General features: G+C 64.7%; 19 protein-coding genes. 13 read left to right on the top strand and 6 right to left on the bottom strand.

Translation table 11 applies throughout. The features are described from left to right. Window positions 1–1,233: a flavodoxin-dependent (E)-4-hydroxy-3-methylbut-2-enyl-diphosphate synthase gene (gene ispG, locus ACESNG_RS03895; protein WP_373067902.1), complete on the top strand. Its 1,233-nt coding sequence runs from the start codon at window positions 1–3 to the stop codon at window positions 1,231–1,233. Window positions 1,234–1,255: 22 nt separating this feature from the next. Here the strand turns inward: ispG and ACESNG_RS03890 are convergent, their stop codons facing one another. The 5 genes from ACESNG_RS03890 to ACESNG_RS03870 form a co-directional block, all read right to left on the bottom strand. Beyond that, on the bottom strand, window positions 1,256–1,879 hold the full coding sequence (locus ACESNG_RS03890) for an HD domain-containing protein (RefSeq protein WP_373059094.1): 624 nt from the start codon (window positions 1,877–1,879) through the stop codon (window positions 1,256–1,258). After that, entirely contained in the window at window positions 1,872–2,381 is a 510-nt protein-coding gene (locus ACESNG_RS03885) for a GAF domain-containing protein (protein ID WP_373059096.1), read from the bottom strand. Before ACESNG_RS03885 ends, ACESNG_RS03890 begins: the two co-directional genes overlap by 8 nt. 101 nt (window positions 2,382–2,482) lie before the next feature. Then, entirely contained in the window at window positions 2,483–2,917 is a 435-nt protein-coding gene (locus ACESNG_RS03880) for a DUF6992 family protein (protein ID WP_373059098.1), read from the bottom strand. A gap of 66 nt (window positions 2,918–2,983) precedes the next feature. Continuing rightward, a complete protein-coding gene (locus tag ACESNG_RS03875) occupies window positions 2,984–4,621 on the bottom strand; it encodes a hypothetical protein (RefSeq protein WP_373067900.1) in 1,638 nt (545 codons plus the stop codon). 132 nt (window positions 4,622–4,753) lie between these two features. Next, window positions 4,754–5,251, bottom strand: a complete 498-nt coding sequence (locus tag ACESNG_RS03870) for a plastocyanin/azurin family copper-binding protein (protein ID WP_373059102.1) — start codon at window positions 5,249–5,251, stop codon at window positions 4,754–4,756. A gap of 358 nt (window positions 5,252–5,609) precedes the next feature. On the opposite strand from ACESNG_RS03870, the gene hisG reads away from it, so the two are divergent. The 12 genes from hisG to ACESNG_RS03810 all read left to right on the top strand — a co-directional run bounded on the left by hisG (window position 5,610) and on the right by ACESNG_RS03810 (window position 15,200). Further along, window positions 5,610–6,488, top strand: a complete 879-nt coding sequence (gene hisG, locus ACESNG_RS03865; protein ID WP_373059104.1) for an ATP phosphoribosyltransferase — start codon at window positions 5,610–5,612, stop codon at window positions 6,486–6,488. Next, window positions 6,485–7,870, top strand: a complete 1,386-nt coding sequence (hisD, locus tag ACESNG_RS03860) for a histidinol dehydrogenase (protein ID WP_373059106.1) — start codon at window positions 6,485–6,487, stop codon at window positions 7,868–7,870. Before hisG ends, hisD begins: the two co-directional genes overlap by 4 nt. Beyond that, on the top strand, window positions 7,822–8,940 hold the full coding sequence (locus ACESNG_RS03855) for a histidinol-phosphate transaminase (RefSeq protein WP_373067898.1): 1,119 nt from the start codon (window positions 7,822–7,824) through the stop codon (window positions 8,938–8,940). Before hisD ends, ACESNG_RS03855 begins: the two co-directional genes overlap by 49 nt. After that, window positions 8,937–9,602, top strand: coding sequence for an imidazole glycerol phosphate synthase subunit HisH (gene hisH / locus ACESNG_RS03850; RefSeq protein WP_373059110.1), 666 nt, complete (start codon window positions 8,937–8,939; stop codon window positions 9,600–9,602). The genes ACESNG_RS03855 and hisH overlap by 4 nt, the downstream gene beginning before the upstream one ends. Beyond that, entirely contained in the window at window positions 9,599–10,312 is a 714-nt protein-coding gene (hisA, locus tag ACESNG_RS03845) for a 1-(5-phosphoribosyl)-5-[(5-phosphoribosylamino)methylideneamino]imidazole-4-carboxamide isomerase (protein ID WP_373059112.1), read from the top strand. The genes hisH and hisA overlap by 4 nt, the downstream gene beginning before the upstream one ends. Next, window positions 10,309–10,851, top strand: coding sequence for an imidazoleglycerol-phosphate dehydratase (locus ACESNG_RS03840; protein ID WP_373059114.1), 543 nt, complete (start codon window positions 10,309–10,311; stop codon window positions 10,849–10,851). Before hisA ends, ACESNG_RS03840 begins: the two co-directional genes overlap by 4 nt. A gap of 4 nt (window positions 10,852–10,855) precedes the next feature. Then, window positions 10,856–11,635, top strand: a complete 780-nt coding sequence (gene hisF / locus ACESNG_RS03835; protein WP_373067896.1) for an imidazole glycerol phosphate synthase subunit HisF — start codon at window positions 10,856–10,858, stop codon at window positions 11,633–11,635. Beyond that, entirely contained in the window at window positions 11,632–12,438 is an 807-nt protein-coding gene (hisN, locus tag ACESNG_RS03830) for a histidinol-phosphatase (RefSeq protein ID WP_373059118.1), read from the top strand. The genes hisF and hisN overlap by 4 nt, the downstream gene beginning before the upstream one ends. Next, window positions 12,435–13,061: a bifunctional phosphoribosyl-AMP cyclohydrolase/phosphoribosyl-ATP diphosphatase HisIE gene (gene hisIE / locus ACESNG_RS03825; protein ID WP_373059120.1), complete on the top strand. Its 627-nt coding sequence runs from the start codon at window positions 12,435–12,437 to the stop codon at window positions 13,059–13,061. Before hisN ends, hisIE begins: the two co-directional genes overlap by 4 nt. A gap of 108 nt (window positions 13,062–13,169) precedes the next feature. Further along, a complete protein-coding gene (locus tag ACESNG_RS03820; RefSeq protein ID WP_373059122.1) occupies window positions 13,170–13,949 on the top strand; it encodes a DUF4397 domain-containing protein in 780 nt (259 codons plus the stop codon). Window positions 13,950–13,989: 40 nt separating this feature from the next. Then, window positions 13,990–14,760 carry an SRPBCC family protein gene (locus tag ACESNG_RS03815; protein ID WP_373059124.1) on the top strand — a complete coding sequence of 257 codons (771 nt, stop codon included), beginning with the start codon at window positions 13,990–13,992 and terminating at the stop codon, window positions 14,758–14,760. Continuing rightward, entirely contained in the window at window positions 14,757–15,200 is a 444-nt protein-coding gene (locus ACESNG_RS03810) for a hypothetical protein (RefSeq protein WP_373059126.1), read from the top strand. The genes ACESNG_RS03815 and ACESNG_RS03810 overlap by 4 nt, the downstream gene beginning before the upstream one ends. Window positions 15,201–15,210: 10 nt before the next feature. Here the strand turns inward: ACESNG_RS03810 and ACESNG_RS03805 are convergent. Further along, window positions 15,211–16,098: M20/M25/M40 family metallo-hydrolase (locus ACESNG_RS03805; RefSeq protein WP_373067894.1), on the bottom strand; the 888-nt coding region annotated here is incomplete at its 5' end.

Below are 16,098 nucleotides of genomic sequence, written 5' to 3'. Positions count from 1 at the left end.
GTGTCTTCCGTTCACAGCTTCGGCGTTCGTCGTCCCACTGTCACCACCAAGGTGCGCGGTGTCTCTGTCGGCTCCTCGGCACCGATCGTGGTGCAGTCGATGACCAACACCGATACGGCTGACGCCGCCGGCACCGCCGATCAGGTCGCCGAGCTCTTCGAGGCCGGTTCGCAGAAAGTGCGAATCACAGTCAACAACGACGAGGCCGCGAAGGCGGTCCCCGAGATCCGGCAGCGGCTCACGGACCGCGGCCTGGACGTGCCGCTCATCGGCGACTTCCACTACAACGGGCACTTGCTGCTCACGAAGTATCCGGAATGCGCCGCTGCGCTCGACAAATATCGTATCAATCCGGGTAACGTCGGCACCAAGCATCGCGACACGAATTTCACGACCATCGTGCAGGTGGCGATCGATCATGACAAGCCCGTGCGCATCGGCGTGAACTGGGGCTCACTCGATCAGAACCTGCTCACCGACATGATGGACAGCAACGCGAAGGCGGCTGAGCCGCGCGACGCGAAGGATGTCTACATGGACGCGATGCTGGAGAGCGCGCTGCGTTCGGCGGCATTGGCCGAAGAAGTCGGACTCGGTCACGACAAGATCATCGTGAGCGCGAAGATTTCGGTCGTGCCCGATCTGGTGGAGTGCTACCGCCGTCTCGCCAAGCGTTGCGACTATCCCCTGCACCTCGGACTGACCGAAGCGGGCATGGGCACCAAGGGGGTCGTGGCCTCGGCGGCCGCCCTCGGCATTCTGCTCAGCGAAGGCATCGGCGACACGATTCGCGTGTCACTCACCCCGAAGCCGAACGGCGATCGTCGCGAAGAAGTGTACGTGGCGCAACAAATTCTGCAGTCACTGGGACTACGCTCGTTCGCACCGCAGGTGACCGCGTGTCCGGGCTGCGGTCGCACCACGAGCACCTTTTTCCAGCACATGGCCCAGGATATTCAGAGCTATCTGAAGGAACAGATGCCGGTGTGGCGCGAGTCGCGCCCGGGTGTAGTGGAGATGAAGGTCGCGGTGATGGGATGCGTCGTGAACGGACCGGGCGAATCCAAGCACGCGAACATCGGTATCTCGTTGCCGGGCACGTTCGAAGAGCCGAAGGCACCGGTATACGTGGACGGCAAACTCTTCACGACGCTCAAGGGAGACAAGATCGTCGAGGAGTTCCTCGTGATTCTCGAGAACTACGTCGAGACGAGCTACGGCGCGTCGGTGTAATTAGACCGAAGCGGGCCGGTGATCAAATTCGACCCAACTCCGCGGCGGCATGCGCGAGTTCGTCCACAATAGGGGCGTTGAATCCGATCGCGCGCAGTCGCTCGCTCACCCGCACGTATAGTCGCACCGTGCCTTCGCGTCCGGCGGAGAACCGCCCCCACACGGTTTCCGGGAACGAGGTACGGCGCAGGTCGGAAAGGATCGCGTTCGCGTTGTGGACTTTGTCGGCGGCGCACACCCAGAGTGCGTCTTCGCTGGCCAACTGCAGGCGCTCCAGATAGTCATCCTTGCGTTCGTCCGTGGACAGTTCGACGTCGTCGTCGTCGATGCGACGCTCGGTCACGGACAACAGCATGTCCAGCATACTGTTGCCGAACTTGGTGCCGATGCGATCGTCGAGCGTCTCGCGCGTCCATCCGTCGCGCACACAGTCGGCCACGACATCGTGCAGGATGCCAGCCACCACCGTGTCCTCACCGCACCCGTAGCGGGTGAGAATCACCGCCACATTCGCGGGATGCGTGAGATACGGAAGCCGCGTGCCTTTGCGGACCTGCTGATCGTGGTGCTTCGCCGCGAAGGCGAACGCGTGGTTGATCCGATCGGAGTAGCCGGTCATCGACGGGGCGACTGAGGAGTCAGGCAAGGACGGGAAGATACGTCGCGCGGGCGAACCAAGCCACCAGCTTCTCGAGCCCGTCGCGATCGGCGTCGCCAAAGGCATTCGGGACCGACGAATCGATGTCGAACACGGCAATCAAGGCGCCCGAGGCATCGAACACCGGCACCACGATCTCGCTCTGCGACCGGGGATCGCAGGTGATGTGTCCCGGGAAATCGTGCACGTTGGCCACCACCACCGTGCGGCGTTCGGCCGCCGCCGTGCCGCATACGCCGCGCCCGAAGGTGATCTCCTGACAGCCCAGTGACCCCTGATACGGGCCCACGCGCAGCAGCACGCCCGGCTCCACTACGCGGTAGAATCCCGTCCACAGATGGCTGAAGGCGTGGTGCAACAGCGCGCTCACCGTCGCCATACCGGCGATCGCGTCGTCGCTACCCTCGAGCAACAACGACTGCATCTCGAGCAGCTGCGCGTACGCACGCTCACGCGGCTCGGCGCGAAGGTCGGGAATGGAGGGCTCCATGGGAGAGTAAGGAGTAAGGGGTACGGAGCAGGGAGCAGGGAGCAGGGAGCAGGGGAGCAGGGAACAGGGAGTACAGTTCCATACCCCATACCCCCGACTCCCTACTGCAGTGGGCCAATGGCCAAGATGAGCCGCAGATCAAGTAACGCGAGCGCCACGCCTTGCACCACGACCGCCAAACCGGCACCGATGCCACCCGGGCGCTGTCCCCAGCGCCATGCCGTCAGCGCCAGCGTGACACCGACCGCCGCGTACCCCACGTCGAGACCGGTGTTCAGCCAAAGCACGTTCAAAAGACGCTGCGTTCCGGCAAAATCGCGGAACGCGAGACCGCGCCAGCCCCATGCGACGATCGCGAGGTTGACCGCCCCCCAGGCCGCGGTCTGTATCGCAAAATGGCGCAACAGCGGCGCCGTCGTGCGACGCACCATCAGCCAGGTCAGCAGCGACGTCCCGCTCAACACACAGGCGCCGGCCCACAGCGCGAGGCGAATCAGGTGCCCACGTTCGAATGACAACAGCGTATCGGCCCACATGCCACGGAGACTAGCCGCCGACGACGTGGCGCGCCACAGAGCGCGAGACGACGGGTGCCCTCGTGTTCAGCCAGTGAGCGGGAGGTCGGCCGACCAGAGCACGACGGCGCGCACCCGGCGTCCGCGATCTTCGAGCTGCTGCATAGTGCGGGACAACCAGGCCAGCGTCGTCACGCCGACACGCGCGCACAACACGACATCGGTCTCCAACGGCAGATACTGGTCGAGATCGTGGTCCGTGACGTAGATCGCGAGATCGTGGTGCGCCGCCAATCGCTGCAGTTCATCCACCATCGATGCCGCCTCGTGCGTCACACCGAGATCCGCGCCCGTTTGCCGTGAACGGACGCGGCGCGGCAGCACGATGTCGATGAAGGTATCGCGACCGATCGCCAGCGACCGCGACGCATCCCATCGTGAGCGGACCGTCGCGTCGCTTGCGGTATCCGTGGTAGACGCGGTCGTGAGCACCGATGTGGGCAACAGCGACAGCAGCGCACCGCTGCGCTCTACCGCATCCACGAGCACCGTGGCACGCGACTCGTGCGCCGCCACGGCCGACAAATTGAGCGCGACGGCTCCCGCCAGCACCGGTTGGTCAGCCACGACTTCCACGTATCGCGAGACATCGCCGATGCGACTGAGTGTGAGATGCAACAACGGCCACGCGGCATCCGTGGGCCGCATGATCGTCGGCATCTGCTCGTCGGCGCGCCGACGCGCGCGTGTCGCGCGAATCGAGGCCGTCGCGGCGCGATGCACGATCACACGGGTGCGCGTGAGGGCCTCGAGCTCCTGTTCATCACCCACGGTGGGGCGACGCAACTCGCGCCACAGGACGAACACGAACCCCAGCACCAACCCGAGCACCAGCGAGGCCAGCAGCATCGCCATGGGTGGAATGTCGAGCGGCATACGCGCCCGCAGGGCCTCCCGGTTGCGGCGAAGGTCGGTATTGAGCGCCGCGGCCTCCTGCAGCGCACGCTCGGTACGGGCCACCGTGGCGGCCGCCGCGTCGCGCGAGTGCTCGAGCGCGCTATCGGCCAACGGCGGCTGCACCACCAGCAGCGGTGCGGCGGTCGTGCTGTCGGCCACGGCTCCTGCCCGGTTCCCGGCTGCACCTGACAGCGCGTTCTCGACGGCGTTCGCGAGCGCGTTGTCGTACGTCAGTTCGGCGAATCGGGTGAGCCGTTGTCCCAGCTGTGTGAGACGCGCCGTCATCGACGCGTAACGCGCATCGGGTCCGCTCAACGCCGCATAGGCTTCACGCACGGTCTGCAGCGCTTCGATGGAATCAATGAGAACGCGAACCTGCACCTCATCGCGCAGCAGTTTGGTATCGGCGAGCGCGCGATAGCTCTCCACCAGCGGGGCCTGACGAACGCGCAGAAGCTGTCGCTGCAAATCGTTCGTTACACTGTCACGCGCCAGCGGAATGGGCGAGACCACGGCCGAGTCGGGGGCGGCGGCCCGCGGCACGGTAACGTCGGCACGCGAGGCAATGGCCGCGGTCGCGATCGATGTTTCGAGTCGCGTCAACTCACTGCGAGCCGCGAGCCGTTGGACGTGCAGCGGCAGCGTATCGCGTTCGGGGGGAAGGGCGGCGATCTGCGCCGCGAGTGCACGATCGACCTGTCGGGGCACCAGCACGAACAGCAGCAGCGCGGCGATCACGACGAGCGCGCCGACCGAGGCGATCAGCAAGCCGTGTCGTGCCGCGTTTCGCGTGCGGGCCGCGAGCCATCGCGCGCGTTGTCCGGCGCGTGGCAAACGAACGCGGGGGCTGGCGATATGCGCCAACCCCCGCGGTTTCCTACTGAACGGAGACCGTTCGGTTTACTTGACCGTGATCACGCCCTTCATGTTCATGGCAAGGTGCGGCGTGCAGTGGTACGCATACTCGCCAGCCGGGACGCCGGCGAACGAGATCGTGTACGACTCATCGGCGTTCAGCATCATCTTGCTCGAAAGCTCACCCGACTGCTCCGGCATGTTGGCCATGAGCGCCGTCTTCGCTGCGGCCGGAACGACGGCCGGATCGAAGGCGACGTTGTGCGGGCCACCGCTGATCATGAGGAACTTGATGCCGTCGCCAGCAGCAATCGTGATGTTGGCTGGCTCGAAACGGTAGCCCGTGCCGTCACCGATCATCTTCACTTCGTGCGTCGTGCCCGTGATCGGGGCCATCGCGCCCGCCGCCGGAGCCGCCGGCGCCATGGCCGTCGAGTCGGCAGCCGGCGCCATCGCCGTATCCGTCGTGGCCGCCTTGTCTCCACCGCAAGCGCCGAGCATGAGAGCCGCGCCAGTTACTACCGCAAATCCGAGAAACCGCATGTCGAGAGGCCTCCTAAAAGCCATATCGAAAATTTTACCTTTCTACAGGACGAATCCTGTGCACGTAGGGCCCTACGAGCATTGTGAAGTTATTCACAAGCTCTCTCCGCGCCAAGGGCCGGAGGGGTTTTGCTCCTTGACGAGCGTCTGGACTCCCACTACGCTCAACAGCATCATGCAAAGTTTCCGCCACCATCATGCGCATCGCAGCCACGACCGTTCGGGTCGGGGCGCTTCGTGCATGCCACGGTGACCAGCACAGTTCGCTGATCCCGCAGCACCCAAGCGATCCTCGGCCCGTCCCTCTCGGACGGGCCGTTTCTTTTTTCAGTACGGCTCTCTCTTTTTCTGGAACGTCATGCTACGAATCGCGCTGCCCAACAAAGGGCGCCTGAGTCAAGACACCCGTGAGCTGTTCAACGACGCCGGGCTCGAGGTCCGCTCGTCGGGAGAGCGTGCCCTCACGGCCTCCCTTGGGGGAGAGTTCGAAGCCATCTTCGTCCGCGCTCAGGACATCCCGGAATTCGTGGCCGACGGCGCCGCCGACGTGGGCGTGACTGGCATGGACCTCGTGAATGAGTCGGGACGCGAGCTGCTCTCCCACCTCGACTTGGGCTTCGGCCGTTGCCGCTTGGTCGTGGCCGCCAAGGACGACTCCAAGGTTCGGTCGGTCGAGGACATTGGCGCCGACGGAAAGCCGGCCCGCGTGGCCACGGTCTTTCCCCGCATTACGCGCAATTTCTTCGAGTCGCGCGGACGCCCGGTAGAAGTCGTCCCCGTGTCGGGTGCAGCGGAGATCGCTCCCCACCTCGGGATTGCCGACATCGTGGTCGATCTCACGTCCACCGGCTCCACGCTCAAGATGAATGGCCTGCGCGAGATCGAGACGGTCATGCATTCGAGTGCCCACCTCGTGACCGCCGCCAGCGGCCCCCGCAACGGCGACCCGTCGCGCGTGCAGGAGCTCAACGATCTGGTCACCGCGCTCGGCTCGGTCATCCGGGCCCGCGGCCAGCGCTATCTCATGGCCAACGTGCCGCGCGCCGCCCTCAACGAGGTGCGCGCCGTGCTTCCCGGCCTCAATGGGCCGACCGTCATCGAGATCGCCGATCATGGGAAGTACGTGGCCGTTCACGCCGTGGTGAGCGCCGCCACGATTTACCGCACGATCTCGCAGCTGCGGGCCCTCGGTGGCGAAGGCATCCTGGTGACCCGCATCGAAAGGCTCGTACCGTGAGCGTTCCGCTTTTGTCGACTCTGACGCTGCGCGCCCGAGGACCGCTGGTCGCCCTCGATGCCTCGGCCCGCCGAGCGATTGTCGATCGTTCGTCAACCACCGACTCAACAGTTCGTAGCCGAACTACAGACATTATCGCCCGCGTCCGCACGGAGGGCGATGCCGCGTTGGTCGCCTTCGCCCGGGATTTTGATCGGGTCGAGCTGCCCGCGATCGAAGTACCGCGTGCCGCTTGGGATGCCGCGCTGGCATCGCTCGATCCGGAACTACGTCGGGCGCTGGAACGGTCGGCCCGCAACATCGCTGCCGTCCACGAGGCTTTCCGTCCCGTTGCCACGGAGTACTCGCCAGAGCCGGGCATTCTGGTGGGGCGACGCCCCGACCCCCTTGCCCGCGTGGGGATTTACGCGCCGGGTGGACGAGCTTCCTACCCGAGCTCGCTGCTCATGGGTGTCATACCGGCGCGGGTCGCGGGAGTGGGTGAAGTGATTGTCTGTTCGCCCCCCGGACCTGATGGCCTGCCGTCACCCGTGGTACTCGCCGCGGCCGCCTTGGCCGGCGCCGATCGGGTATTTGCCTTGGGCGGCGCGGGAGCGATTGCGGCGATGGCGATCGGCACGGCCACGGTGCCGCGCGTGGACCGTATTATGGGACCGGGCAATGCGTTCGTGGCCGAAGCGAAATTGCAACTGGTGGCCGATGTGGCCATCGACTCTCCGGCCGGCCCGAGCGAATTGCTGATACTGGCCGACCATACCGCCAACCCGGCGGCCCTCGCGCGCGAACTGATGGCGCAGGCCGAGCATGACCCCGATGCGGCCGTCGTCGCTGTGCTGGTAGGTCCGCTCGACCAGGTAGCAGCATTGGCCGGGGCGCTCGAAATCGAAGTGCTCGCGCAGATCGCGCAGGCACCGCGCGCCCAGATCGTGCGCGACGCCCTCGCGGCGCGCGGCGCGATCGTATCGGTCGGAACGATCGCCGACGGTGTCACCTTCGCCAACGAATGGGCCGCCGAACACTTGCTGCTGGTGGTGGCGGAACCGGTGCGCGCATCCACACTTGCGGCTCTACGCAGCGCCGGCACGATCTTCGTAGGCGAATCGAGCTCCGTGGCGTTTGGTGATTACATGACCGGCGCGAACCACGTGCTTCCCACGGCGGGTGCGGGACGCAGCTACTCGGGCCTGTCCACGCTCGACTTCGTGCGATGGACCACCTGGCAGGAAGTGTCACCCAGCGCGGCAAACAACCTGTCGCACGACGTGGGCATCTTCGCCGACGCAGAAGGACTGCCCGCCCACGCCGCCGCCGCGCGCGCATGGAGCGTGAACGCATGGCGCGTGAACGCATGGCGCGTGAACGCCGGGAGCGCGAACGCATGACCGACCACACCGAACGGCTGGCCGTGGCGCGGGCGGCGTACGACGCCGTGCCGTTGTACGATCCCAAGCGTGCGCCCGTAGAGCTCGATCTCACCGACAACACGAATCTGTGGGGGATACCGCCGGTGGCCGAGCGCACGCTGCGCGAGCTGCCAGTGGCGCGCATTACGCGCTATCCCACGCTGTACGCGGCGGAACTCAAACAGGCGCTCGCGGAGTTCGTGGGCGTGACGCCGGACATGATCGTCACCGGCTGCGGTTCCGATGATGTGCTCGATAGCGCCATGCGTGCCTTTGGTGAACCGGGCGACCTCGTGGCGGCGCCGGAACCGTCGTTCGCCATGATCCCGATCTTCGCGCGAATGAATGCGCTCAAGTATATCGGATGCGTGGAACTGCCATCGCATCAACCGGACATCGATGCCTTACTCGCCACACGGCCGAAGCTGTTGTACCTCTGTTCGCCGAACAATCCTACTGGTACGCTGATGGCCCGCGACACCATCGAGCGTGTGCTGCGCGAGGCGCCCGGTGTGGTGTTCCTCGACGAAGCGTACGCCGAATTCGCGGGTGTTTCGGCGGTCGATCTATTGAAGCAATCGGACCGACTACTGGTGATTCGCACGATGTCGAAGGCGTTCGGACTCGCGGGGCTTCGCATCGGCTACGCGATCGGACAGCCGTCGCTGGTCATGGAAGTGGAGAAGTCGCGCGGACCCTACAAGCTGAATGCGATGGCGGAACAGACCGCGCTCGCCGCACTGCAACACGACATGCCGTGGGTGCATGAACACATCGCGCTCGCCGTCGCGCTGCGTGAGCGGTTGGCCGACGCTCTCCGCACTCGTGGATTCGCGCCGCTGGAGTCCCATGCGAACTTCGTGTGCGTGCCGGTGGCAGACTGCGTCAACGTGGGCCTCGCTCTGCGCGAACGTGGCGTGGCGGTGCGGCCGTTTCCGGCACTGCCGCATATTGGCGATACACTGCGCATCAGCGTCGGACCATGGCCGCTTCTCGAGCGCTTTCTCGCCGCGTTTGATGAGGTGATGGCCACGCGGAGGTCCGCATGACGGGCACCGGCCGGACGAACGTCGCCGCACAGGGCACGCCGCTACGGGTCACAGTATTCGACTACGGCGCCGGCAATCTGCACTCGCTGGTGAAAGCGATCGAAGCGGGCGGAGCGGTGGTACACGTAGAAACCGACCCGGCGCTCGCGGTGCGCGACACCGACGCCGTGATCCTTCCGGGGGTTGGTGCGTTCGCGCCGGCGGCCGAACGGCTCGAGCCCGGGCGTGAAGTGATGCGCGAGGCGCTACTGGCCGGGCTTCCGGCGCTCGGCATCTGTCTCGGTATGCAGCTGCTGTTCGACACCAGCGACGAAGGGCCGGGTCGTGGACTGGGCGTCGTGGAAGGACAGGTGACCAAGCTCCATGCCACCCAAATTCCGCAGATCGGCTGGAACCGCCTCGAAGACGTCACCGATCCGATGCTGCTGGCGTCGGGACTCGACGTCGCGTACTACGCCAACAGCTTTGTCTGTCGCCCCACGGCGGCGCATGTACCGTTCGTGAGTGCGTGGAGCGAACATGACGGCGACCGCTTCCCCGCGTCGGTTCGACGCGGCAACATCATCGGCACGCAGTTCCATCCGGAGAAGTCCAGCGCCCCCGGCGTGGCCTTCGTGCGTGAGTTCTTGCAGTTCGCTGCTTCCCTCAGGAGTGCGACATGATCGCTGTACCCGCGGTGGATCTGCGTGGTGGCAAGTGCGTCCAGCTCGTCGGTGGAGACTACGACGACGAACGAGTGCGTCTCGATGATCCCGGTGCCGTGGCCGCCGAGTGGGAGCGCATCGGCTTTACGCGGTTACATGTCGTCGATCTCGATGCCGCTACCGGACGCGGACACAATCACGAGGTGATTCGCGAGATCCTGCGCGACGCCACCGTACCCGTTCAGGTCGGTGGCGGCGTGCGCGAGGAATCACGCATCGAGCGCCTGCTCGACGAAGGCGCCTCATGGGTGGTCGTCGGTACGCGCGCCATCGAAGACGAAGATTGGCGTCGCGAGATGGCGGACAAGTTTCCCGGTCGCCTGATCATCGCGGCCGATGTGCGTGAGCGCAAAGTGGTCACGCGAGGCTGGGCCGAAACATCGGAGATCGATGTGATCGATTTCGTGTCCGACCTCGCGCAACTTCCGTTGGCCGGTGTGCTCGTCACAGCGGTGCATCTCGAAGGCAAGATGGCCGGGACCGATCTCCCGCTCATGGAAGATGTGGCCGTGGCGAGCGCGTGGCCCGTGTTCGCGTCGGGTGGTGTGACGTCGTTGGATGACATGCGCGCCCTCGAACACCGTGGTCTGTCCGGCGCGGTGCTCGGGATGGCGCTGTACACGGGCGCGCTCGATGTGCGTCGTCTCGCAGAGGAGTTCGGCGCATGACCGTCGTGATTCGCGAATCGAAGGAAACCCGGATCCGTGTGGCGATCACCGCCGGTTCGGGTGAAGCTACGGTGTCGACCGGTGACGCCTTTCTCGACCACATGTTGGTCGCCTTTGCGCGCTACGCCGGCGTGGAGCTCGACGTCCAGGCCACCGGTGACATGCGCCATCACCTTATAGAAGACGTGGCCATCACGCTCGGTCAGGCGGTCGCCGCTTTCGCACCGGCCGGATGCGCGCGCTATGGCGAGCGCACGGTGCCGATGGATGACGCCTTGGTGCAGGTGGTGCTCGATATCGGCGGACGTCCGTATTATGAGGGCAAGCTGCCGTCGAATCTGTACGAACACTTCCTGCGCTCGTTCGCCGACAACGCGAAGGCGACGCTCCACGTTCGCGTGATCCGCGGTTTCGACAAGCACCACATCATTGAGGCGGCCATCAAGGGGCTGGGTTTTGCGCTGCGCGAGGCGCTCGTGGAAACGGGTGCGGTATTCAGCACCAAGGGCAGCGTACGTCTCGAAATCACGGATTCGTGATCGCATGCTGACTCGACGGGTGATCGTGTGTCTTGATGTGAAAGGCGCACGCGTGGTGAAGGGCGTGCAGTTCGAAGGACTGCGCGACGTCGGCGATCCCGTCGCTCTCTCAGAGCGCTACGAGCGCGAAGGCGCTGATGAAATCACGTTCCTCGACATTTCGGCCAGTGCCGAGGAGCGCGCCACGCTGCTCGATGTGGCGCGTCGTACTGCCGAGCGGCTGTTCATTCCGCTCACTATCGGCGGTGGAGTGCGCACGTCGGACGATGTGACGCGCGCGCTGCGCGCCGGCGCCGACAAGGTGTCGGTGAACTCGGCGATTGTGACGCGGCCAGAGCTACTGACCGAAGCCGCCGATCGCTTCGGCGCGCAGTGCGTGGTGGCAAGTATCGACGCCAGGCGCGACGCGAACGGCGTCTATAAGGTGTGGGTGAAGGGCGGCCGCGAGGAAACGCCGCTCGAAGCCGTGGCGTGGGCGCAGGAATGCGTGGCGCGCGGTGCCGGCGAGATTCTGCTCACCTCCATCGACCGCGACGGCGCGCGGACGGGATACGATCTGTCCATCACACGCGCCGTCGCCAACGCGGTACACGTACCGGTGATCGCATCGGGCGGCGCGGGCGTTGCCCAACACCTGGTCGACGGCATTGTGCAGGGCCGCGCCGATGCGGTGCTGGTGGCCGGCATCCTGCACGATGGTGTGACGACGGTACAGGTGCTCAAGCAAGTGATGCACGATGCAGGGCTCCCCGTACGCCTTACGACGGTCAGCGCAGCGGCATGACGCGACCTGAAAGCGCGGCAGTCCTGCTGCAAGCGGCGGCTGAGGTGGCTCAATATGCGGCCTCTATCGCTATGCAGTGGTATCGCACCGATGTGAACGTGGAGATCAAAGGAGATGGATCACCGGTCACGATTGCCGACCGCGAAGCGGAGCGCGCAGCGCGTGCGTGGCTGGCTGAGCGCTTTCCGAACGACGGTGTCTTCGGTGAGGAGTTCGATGCTGAGCGCGGCGACGCCCCGCGGCGCTGGATACTGGATCCCATCGATGGCACGAAGGCCTTCGTGCGCGGCGTGCCGCTGTGGGGCACACTCGTGGCTTGCTGCGAGGGCGACACCGTGATTGCCGGCGCCGCCTGTTATCCGGCCGTGCACGAAACGGTTGCGGCCGCGCTCGGTGAAGGCTGCTGGTGGAACGGATCACGCGCGTCGGTCTCGCGAGTGACGCAGTTGCGCGAAGCCACCACCTTGATCACCGACGACCAGTTCCTCGAGCGGCCGCACCGGCGCGCGAAGTGGCACGCCCTTTCGTCGGAGGCGGCCGTGTCCCGCACCTGGGGCGACTGTTACGGCTATCTGCTGGTGGCGACGGGCCGCGCCGAGGTGATGATTGACGATATCGTCAATCCGTGGGATGCGGCCGCGATGTATCCGCTTATTACCGAAGCCGGTGGCCGCTTCACCGACTGGCGGGGTCACGATACCGCCTTCGGCGGCGACGTGATCGCCACCAACGCCGCACTCGGCGACATCGTCCGGCCGTATCTGGTCGAGCCTTTTGATCCTGCTGCTGGAGTATCGGTATGAGTGACCCCGCACGCGCTTTGGCCTTCGACATCGAACAGCTCGACTTTGCAAAGAGCGGTGGTCTGGTGACCGTCGTCACGCAGGATATCGCGACCGGAGCCGTGCTGATGGTCGCGCACGCCGATCGCGAAGCCCTGGAGCACACGCTGCGAACCGGTGAGATGCACTATCGGTCGCGCTCGCGGGGTTTGTGGCACAAGGGTGGCACCAGCGGCAATGTACAGCGGGTCGTATCACTCACCGCTGACTGCGACGCCGACGCCGTGCTCGCGTGTGTGGTACCGGCCGGTCCCGCCTGCCACAATGGAACGACCTCGTGCTTTCGCGAGGATGCCCTGCGGGCCGACGTGTTCGCCACTCTCGATGCGACCATTACCACGCGCATGCAGAGCACGGACGACATGTCCGGCAGCTACACGCAGCGTCTGCTTGGCGACCGCAACCTACGACTCAAGAAGCTCGGCGAAGAAGCCGTCGAGTTGGCAACGGCGTGTGTGGATGGCGATATCGAACGGGCCACCGAAGAGACCGCTGACCTGCTGTATCACGCGTTGGTAGCACTGCGTGCGGTGGGGGGCTCGTTGGACGGCCTGCGCGCCGTCATTTCGTCCCGGGCAAAGTAGCGGCACGGCGTATGCAAGGGTGATGGGTGTCCGGGTGCTGAAATACGTCGCGCCGGATTGTGTCGCAGCGCGCGTCGGTCTGCGATTCCCATCATTTCGGAGCCTTCAATGCGCACACCTGCTAAAACGCTGTTGCTCCTGTCGCTCGCAAGCGGTTTTACCGCGTGCAAGGGAGACAGTGACGCCGACAAGAACGCGGTAGAAACGACCACGGCTGACGGGAGCTTGGCGTCGCCGTCCGCCGAGGTCGCGGAGCGCCGCGACGTCTCGATGGTGCGTATGATCAATGCGCTGCCGAGCGCGAAGGATGCATCGGTCAGTGCCGATGACATTGCCATGTTCAGCGGCATCGGCTTCAAGACCGTGACGCCGTACACGGAGCTCAAGGGCAACGTTACGAAGTTCCGTCTGCAGGCTGGCGACCGCGACACGACGATCGCGTCGAACAACGAGATCATGATGGACGGTTCGCGCTACTCGCTCGTGGCGCTGCCTGACGGCGATGGCCATGTCCGTCTGCGCGTGCTGAAGGATGAGCTGGCAACCGACAGCACCAAGGCACGCCTGCGCGTGATCCACGGCGTGAAGGGTGCCGGCGAGGTCGATGTAGTGATGGCCGGCATGACGGAACCGTTTTTCGACAACGTGAATCTCACCTCGGAAGCCGGCTACAAGAACATCGATCCCGTGAAAACGATCGTCAGCGTGAACATGAACAGCAACGGGAAGCAGATCCTCAAGAGAGAAATGGACTTCAAGGCCGGACACTCCTACAGCGTCGTACTCACCGGGACGGCTGGTCAGCGTATCGAAGCGATCGTGATCGACGACGAGGCGATCAGCAACGCGAAGATGATGATGATGGATTCGCTCAAAAAGGCTCCGTGATCTGATGAAGACCGAACCGGACGTCGGAGGGTTGCGACCCATGGCACATGACATTCTGAATTCGATGGATCGTTACGGATCGGATGATCGTCGCCTGCGGCACCAGGCCACGCGGCAGAGCAAGCCCGATTACGTGAATATCGGTGCCACCGAGCGCATCGCCTCCGCAGTTGCGGGTGGGTTTCTCACCATGTTCGGTCTGCGTCGACGTGGCACCGCGGGATACGGTATGGCGCTGCTGGGCGCCGAAATGTTGTACCGCGGTGCGTCAGGGCATTGCAAGACGTACTCGGTGCTCGGGGTTTCCACGAAGGAGCACGTTGAACCCGGTGTGCCGGCGGAAGTCGATCACGAGCGCTCCGTCAGTGTTCGGCAGAGCGTATATGTAGAACGGCCACGAGAGGAACTATTCGCTATGTGGCGCGACTTCTCCAGGTTGCCGCAGTTCATGGAGCATCTCGAGCGTGTCGACGTTCTGTCGCCTACGCATTCGCATTGGGTGGTCGCGGGACCGGCCGGCTCTACGGTGGAGTGGGACGCCGAGATCGTCGACGAGCGCGAGAACGAGTGGATTGCGTGGCGTACCGTCGAGCCGGCGCAGGTGCCGAATAACGGGACGGTGATGTTCTGTGAGATGTCCGATGGTGGCACCGATGTGTTCGTCACACTCGAAGCGCAGCCGCCTGCAGGAAAGTTCGGCGATCTGGTGGCGCGAATGTTTGGTCGCGCACCCAATCGTCAGGTACGTCAAGCCCTCGAACGGTTCAAGGAGATGGCGGAGCGTCGCGCCACGGCCGAGCTAATCGTATGAAAACGTCTCCTGAAGACCCCGCGCATGCCAAGCCGCCGGTGCCAAGCGCTATGCCCGCGCAGGATGCGGATGTGGTGCGCGACGTCGACGGGTTGGTGGTCGACGAGTACTCCGACGATACCATCACCAGCGCCGAAGGCATGGATGTACTGGATCGTCCTGGTGAGCTCGACGATACAGATGTCCTCGCCGAGGTGGCCGACGATGTCGATGGTATCGCCGAGATCGATCTCTCCACATCAAATCGAACTGACATGGGCGACGCCGATATGGGGCTCGGCGCGGAGCCGAGGTCGGCCGAAGAACTCGAGGACGCGGCGATCGGCCACGAGCTGAAGGGAGCGGCAGGTGTTACGCGTGACGATGCGGTACACGGCGAGCGAATGTTCGACTCACCGGATGGAAAGGGACGGGAGACACCGGAAAAGGAGCGCGACTGAGTTCATGCGCTCACTTCGCCGTCACGAGCTGCAGTGTGCGATACAAGAACTCCGTCGCCCATCCCAATGCCGGCACGGGAACCCGCTCGTTGTCGCCGTGCATGCGTAGTTCGTCCACCATCGGCAACGGCATTGGCAGAATGCCGTAGGTCGGGATGCCCCTGGCGCGAAGCGCGGCACCATCGGTGGCGCCGGTGCTCATGAACGGAATCACAGTGGTGTTCGGTACCATCGCCATCGCCGCCTGCTCCATCGCCTGATACAGTGCCGCCGTGACCGGAGACACCGGTGGCGGCGCGCGTTGCTCCCCAGTAAGCACGAAGGTCACCTGCGATTCCTTCGCCACGGTGTTGAACGCCGACACGACCGCGCGCACATCGTCGTTGGGCAGGACGCGTACATTGAAGGTCGCTGTGCCTTCGCTCGGAATCACATTGGAGCGGATACCACCGTTCATCAGCGTGAGCGACTGGCCCGTGCGCAACACCGCGTTGTGCAGTGGTTCGCGAGAAAGAATCGCCGCGGCTGCATCGATTTGCAATTTCGACGCCATGGGGGACGACACTCGCAGCATTGCCGCCTTCATCACGGGATCCGGCTCGATGCGCGCCAGTCGTGCGAAGTACAGTCGCGTGGTTTCGTTGAGCTTCACAGGCGACTTCCACTCCTCTACGCGAGACACCGCACGAGCGAGCGCCGTCAACGCGTTCTGCGGCAGCGGGACCGAGGCGTGTCCGCCAGGCCCGTTCGCCGTGGTCACAACGTTGTACGAAATCTTCTCGGTGGTCTGGATGTTCACCGACATCACGCGACCATCGGCCACTCGCACGCGGCCGCCTTCATTCAGCGCAAACTCGGCATCTTTAATGAGATCGAAATGCTTCTCGATGACCCGGTC

It is taken from the genome of Gemmatimonas sp., from assembly GCF_041689975.1.
In the GTDB taxonomy this organism is placed as follows: domain Bacteria; phylum Gemmatimonadota; class Gemmatimonadetes; order Gemmatimonadales; family Gemmatimonadaceae; genus Gemmatimonas.
The sequence above is the reverse complement of the archived record's forward strand: the minus strand, read 5'-3'. Positions and strand labels throughout refer to the sequence as shown.

Coding starts and splice junctions, on each gene's coding strand:
- ACESNG_RS03885 (WP_373059096.1), bottom strand. CDS start 2,381: ATGGAGCCCTCCATTCCCGACCTTCGCGCCGAGCCGCGTGAGCGTGCG.
- ACESNG_RS03880 (WP_373059098.1), bottom strand. CDS start 2,917: ATGTGGGCCGATACGCTGTTGTCATTCGAACGTGGGCACCTGATTCGC.
- ACESNG_RS03870 (WP_373059102.1), bottom strand. CDS start 5,251: ATGCGGTTTCTCGGATTTGCGGTAGTAACTGGCGCGGCTCTCATGCTC.
- hisG (WP_373059104.1), top strand. CDS start 5,610: ATGCTACGAATCGCGCTGCCCAACAAAGGGCGCCTGAGTCAAGACACC.
- ACESNG_RS03855 (WP_373067898.1), top strand. CDS start 7,822: ATGGCGCGTGAACGCATGGCGCGTGAACGCCGGGAGCGCGAACGCATG.
- hisH (WP_373059110.1), top strand. CDS start 8,937: ATGACGGGCACCGGCCGGACGAACGTCGCCGCACAGGGCACGCCGCTA.
- hisA (WP_373059112.1), top strand. CDS start 9,599: ATGATCGCTGTACCCGCGGTGGATCTGCGTGGTGGCAAGTGCGTCCAG.
- ACESNG_RS03840 (WP_373059114.1), top strand. CDS start 10,309: ATGACCGTCGTGATTCGCGAATCGAAGGAAACCCGGATCCGTGTGGCG.
- hisF (WP_373067896.1), top strand. CDS start 10,856: ATGCTGACTCGACGGGTGATCGTGTGTCTTGATGTGAAAGGCGCACGC.
- hisN (WP_373059118.1), top strand. CDS start 11,632: ATGACGCGACCTGAAAGCGCGGCAGTCCTGCTGCAAGCGGCGGCTGAG.
- hisIE (WP_373059120.1), top strand. CDS start 12,435: ATGAGTGACCCCGCACGCGCTTTGGCCTTCGACATCGAACAGCTCGAC.
- ACESNG_RS03820 (WP_373059122.1), top strand. CDS start 13,170: ATGCGCACACCTGCTAAAACGCTGTTGCTCCTGTCGCTCGCAAGCGGT.
- ACESNG_RS03815 (WP_373059124.1), top strand. CDS start 13,990: ATGGCACATGACATTCTGAATTCGATGGATCGTTACGGATCGGATGAT.
- ACESNG_RS03810 (WP_373059126.1), top strand. CDS start 14,757: ATGAAAACGTCTCCTGAAGACCCCGCGCATGCCAAGCCGCCGGTGCCA.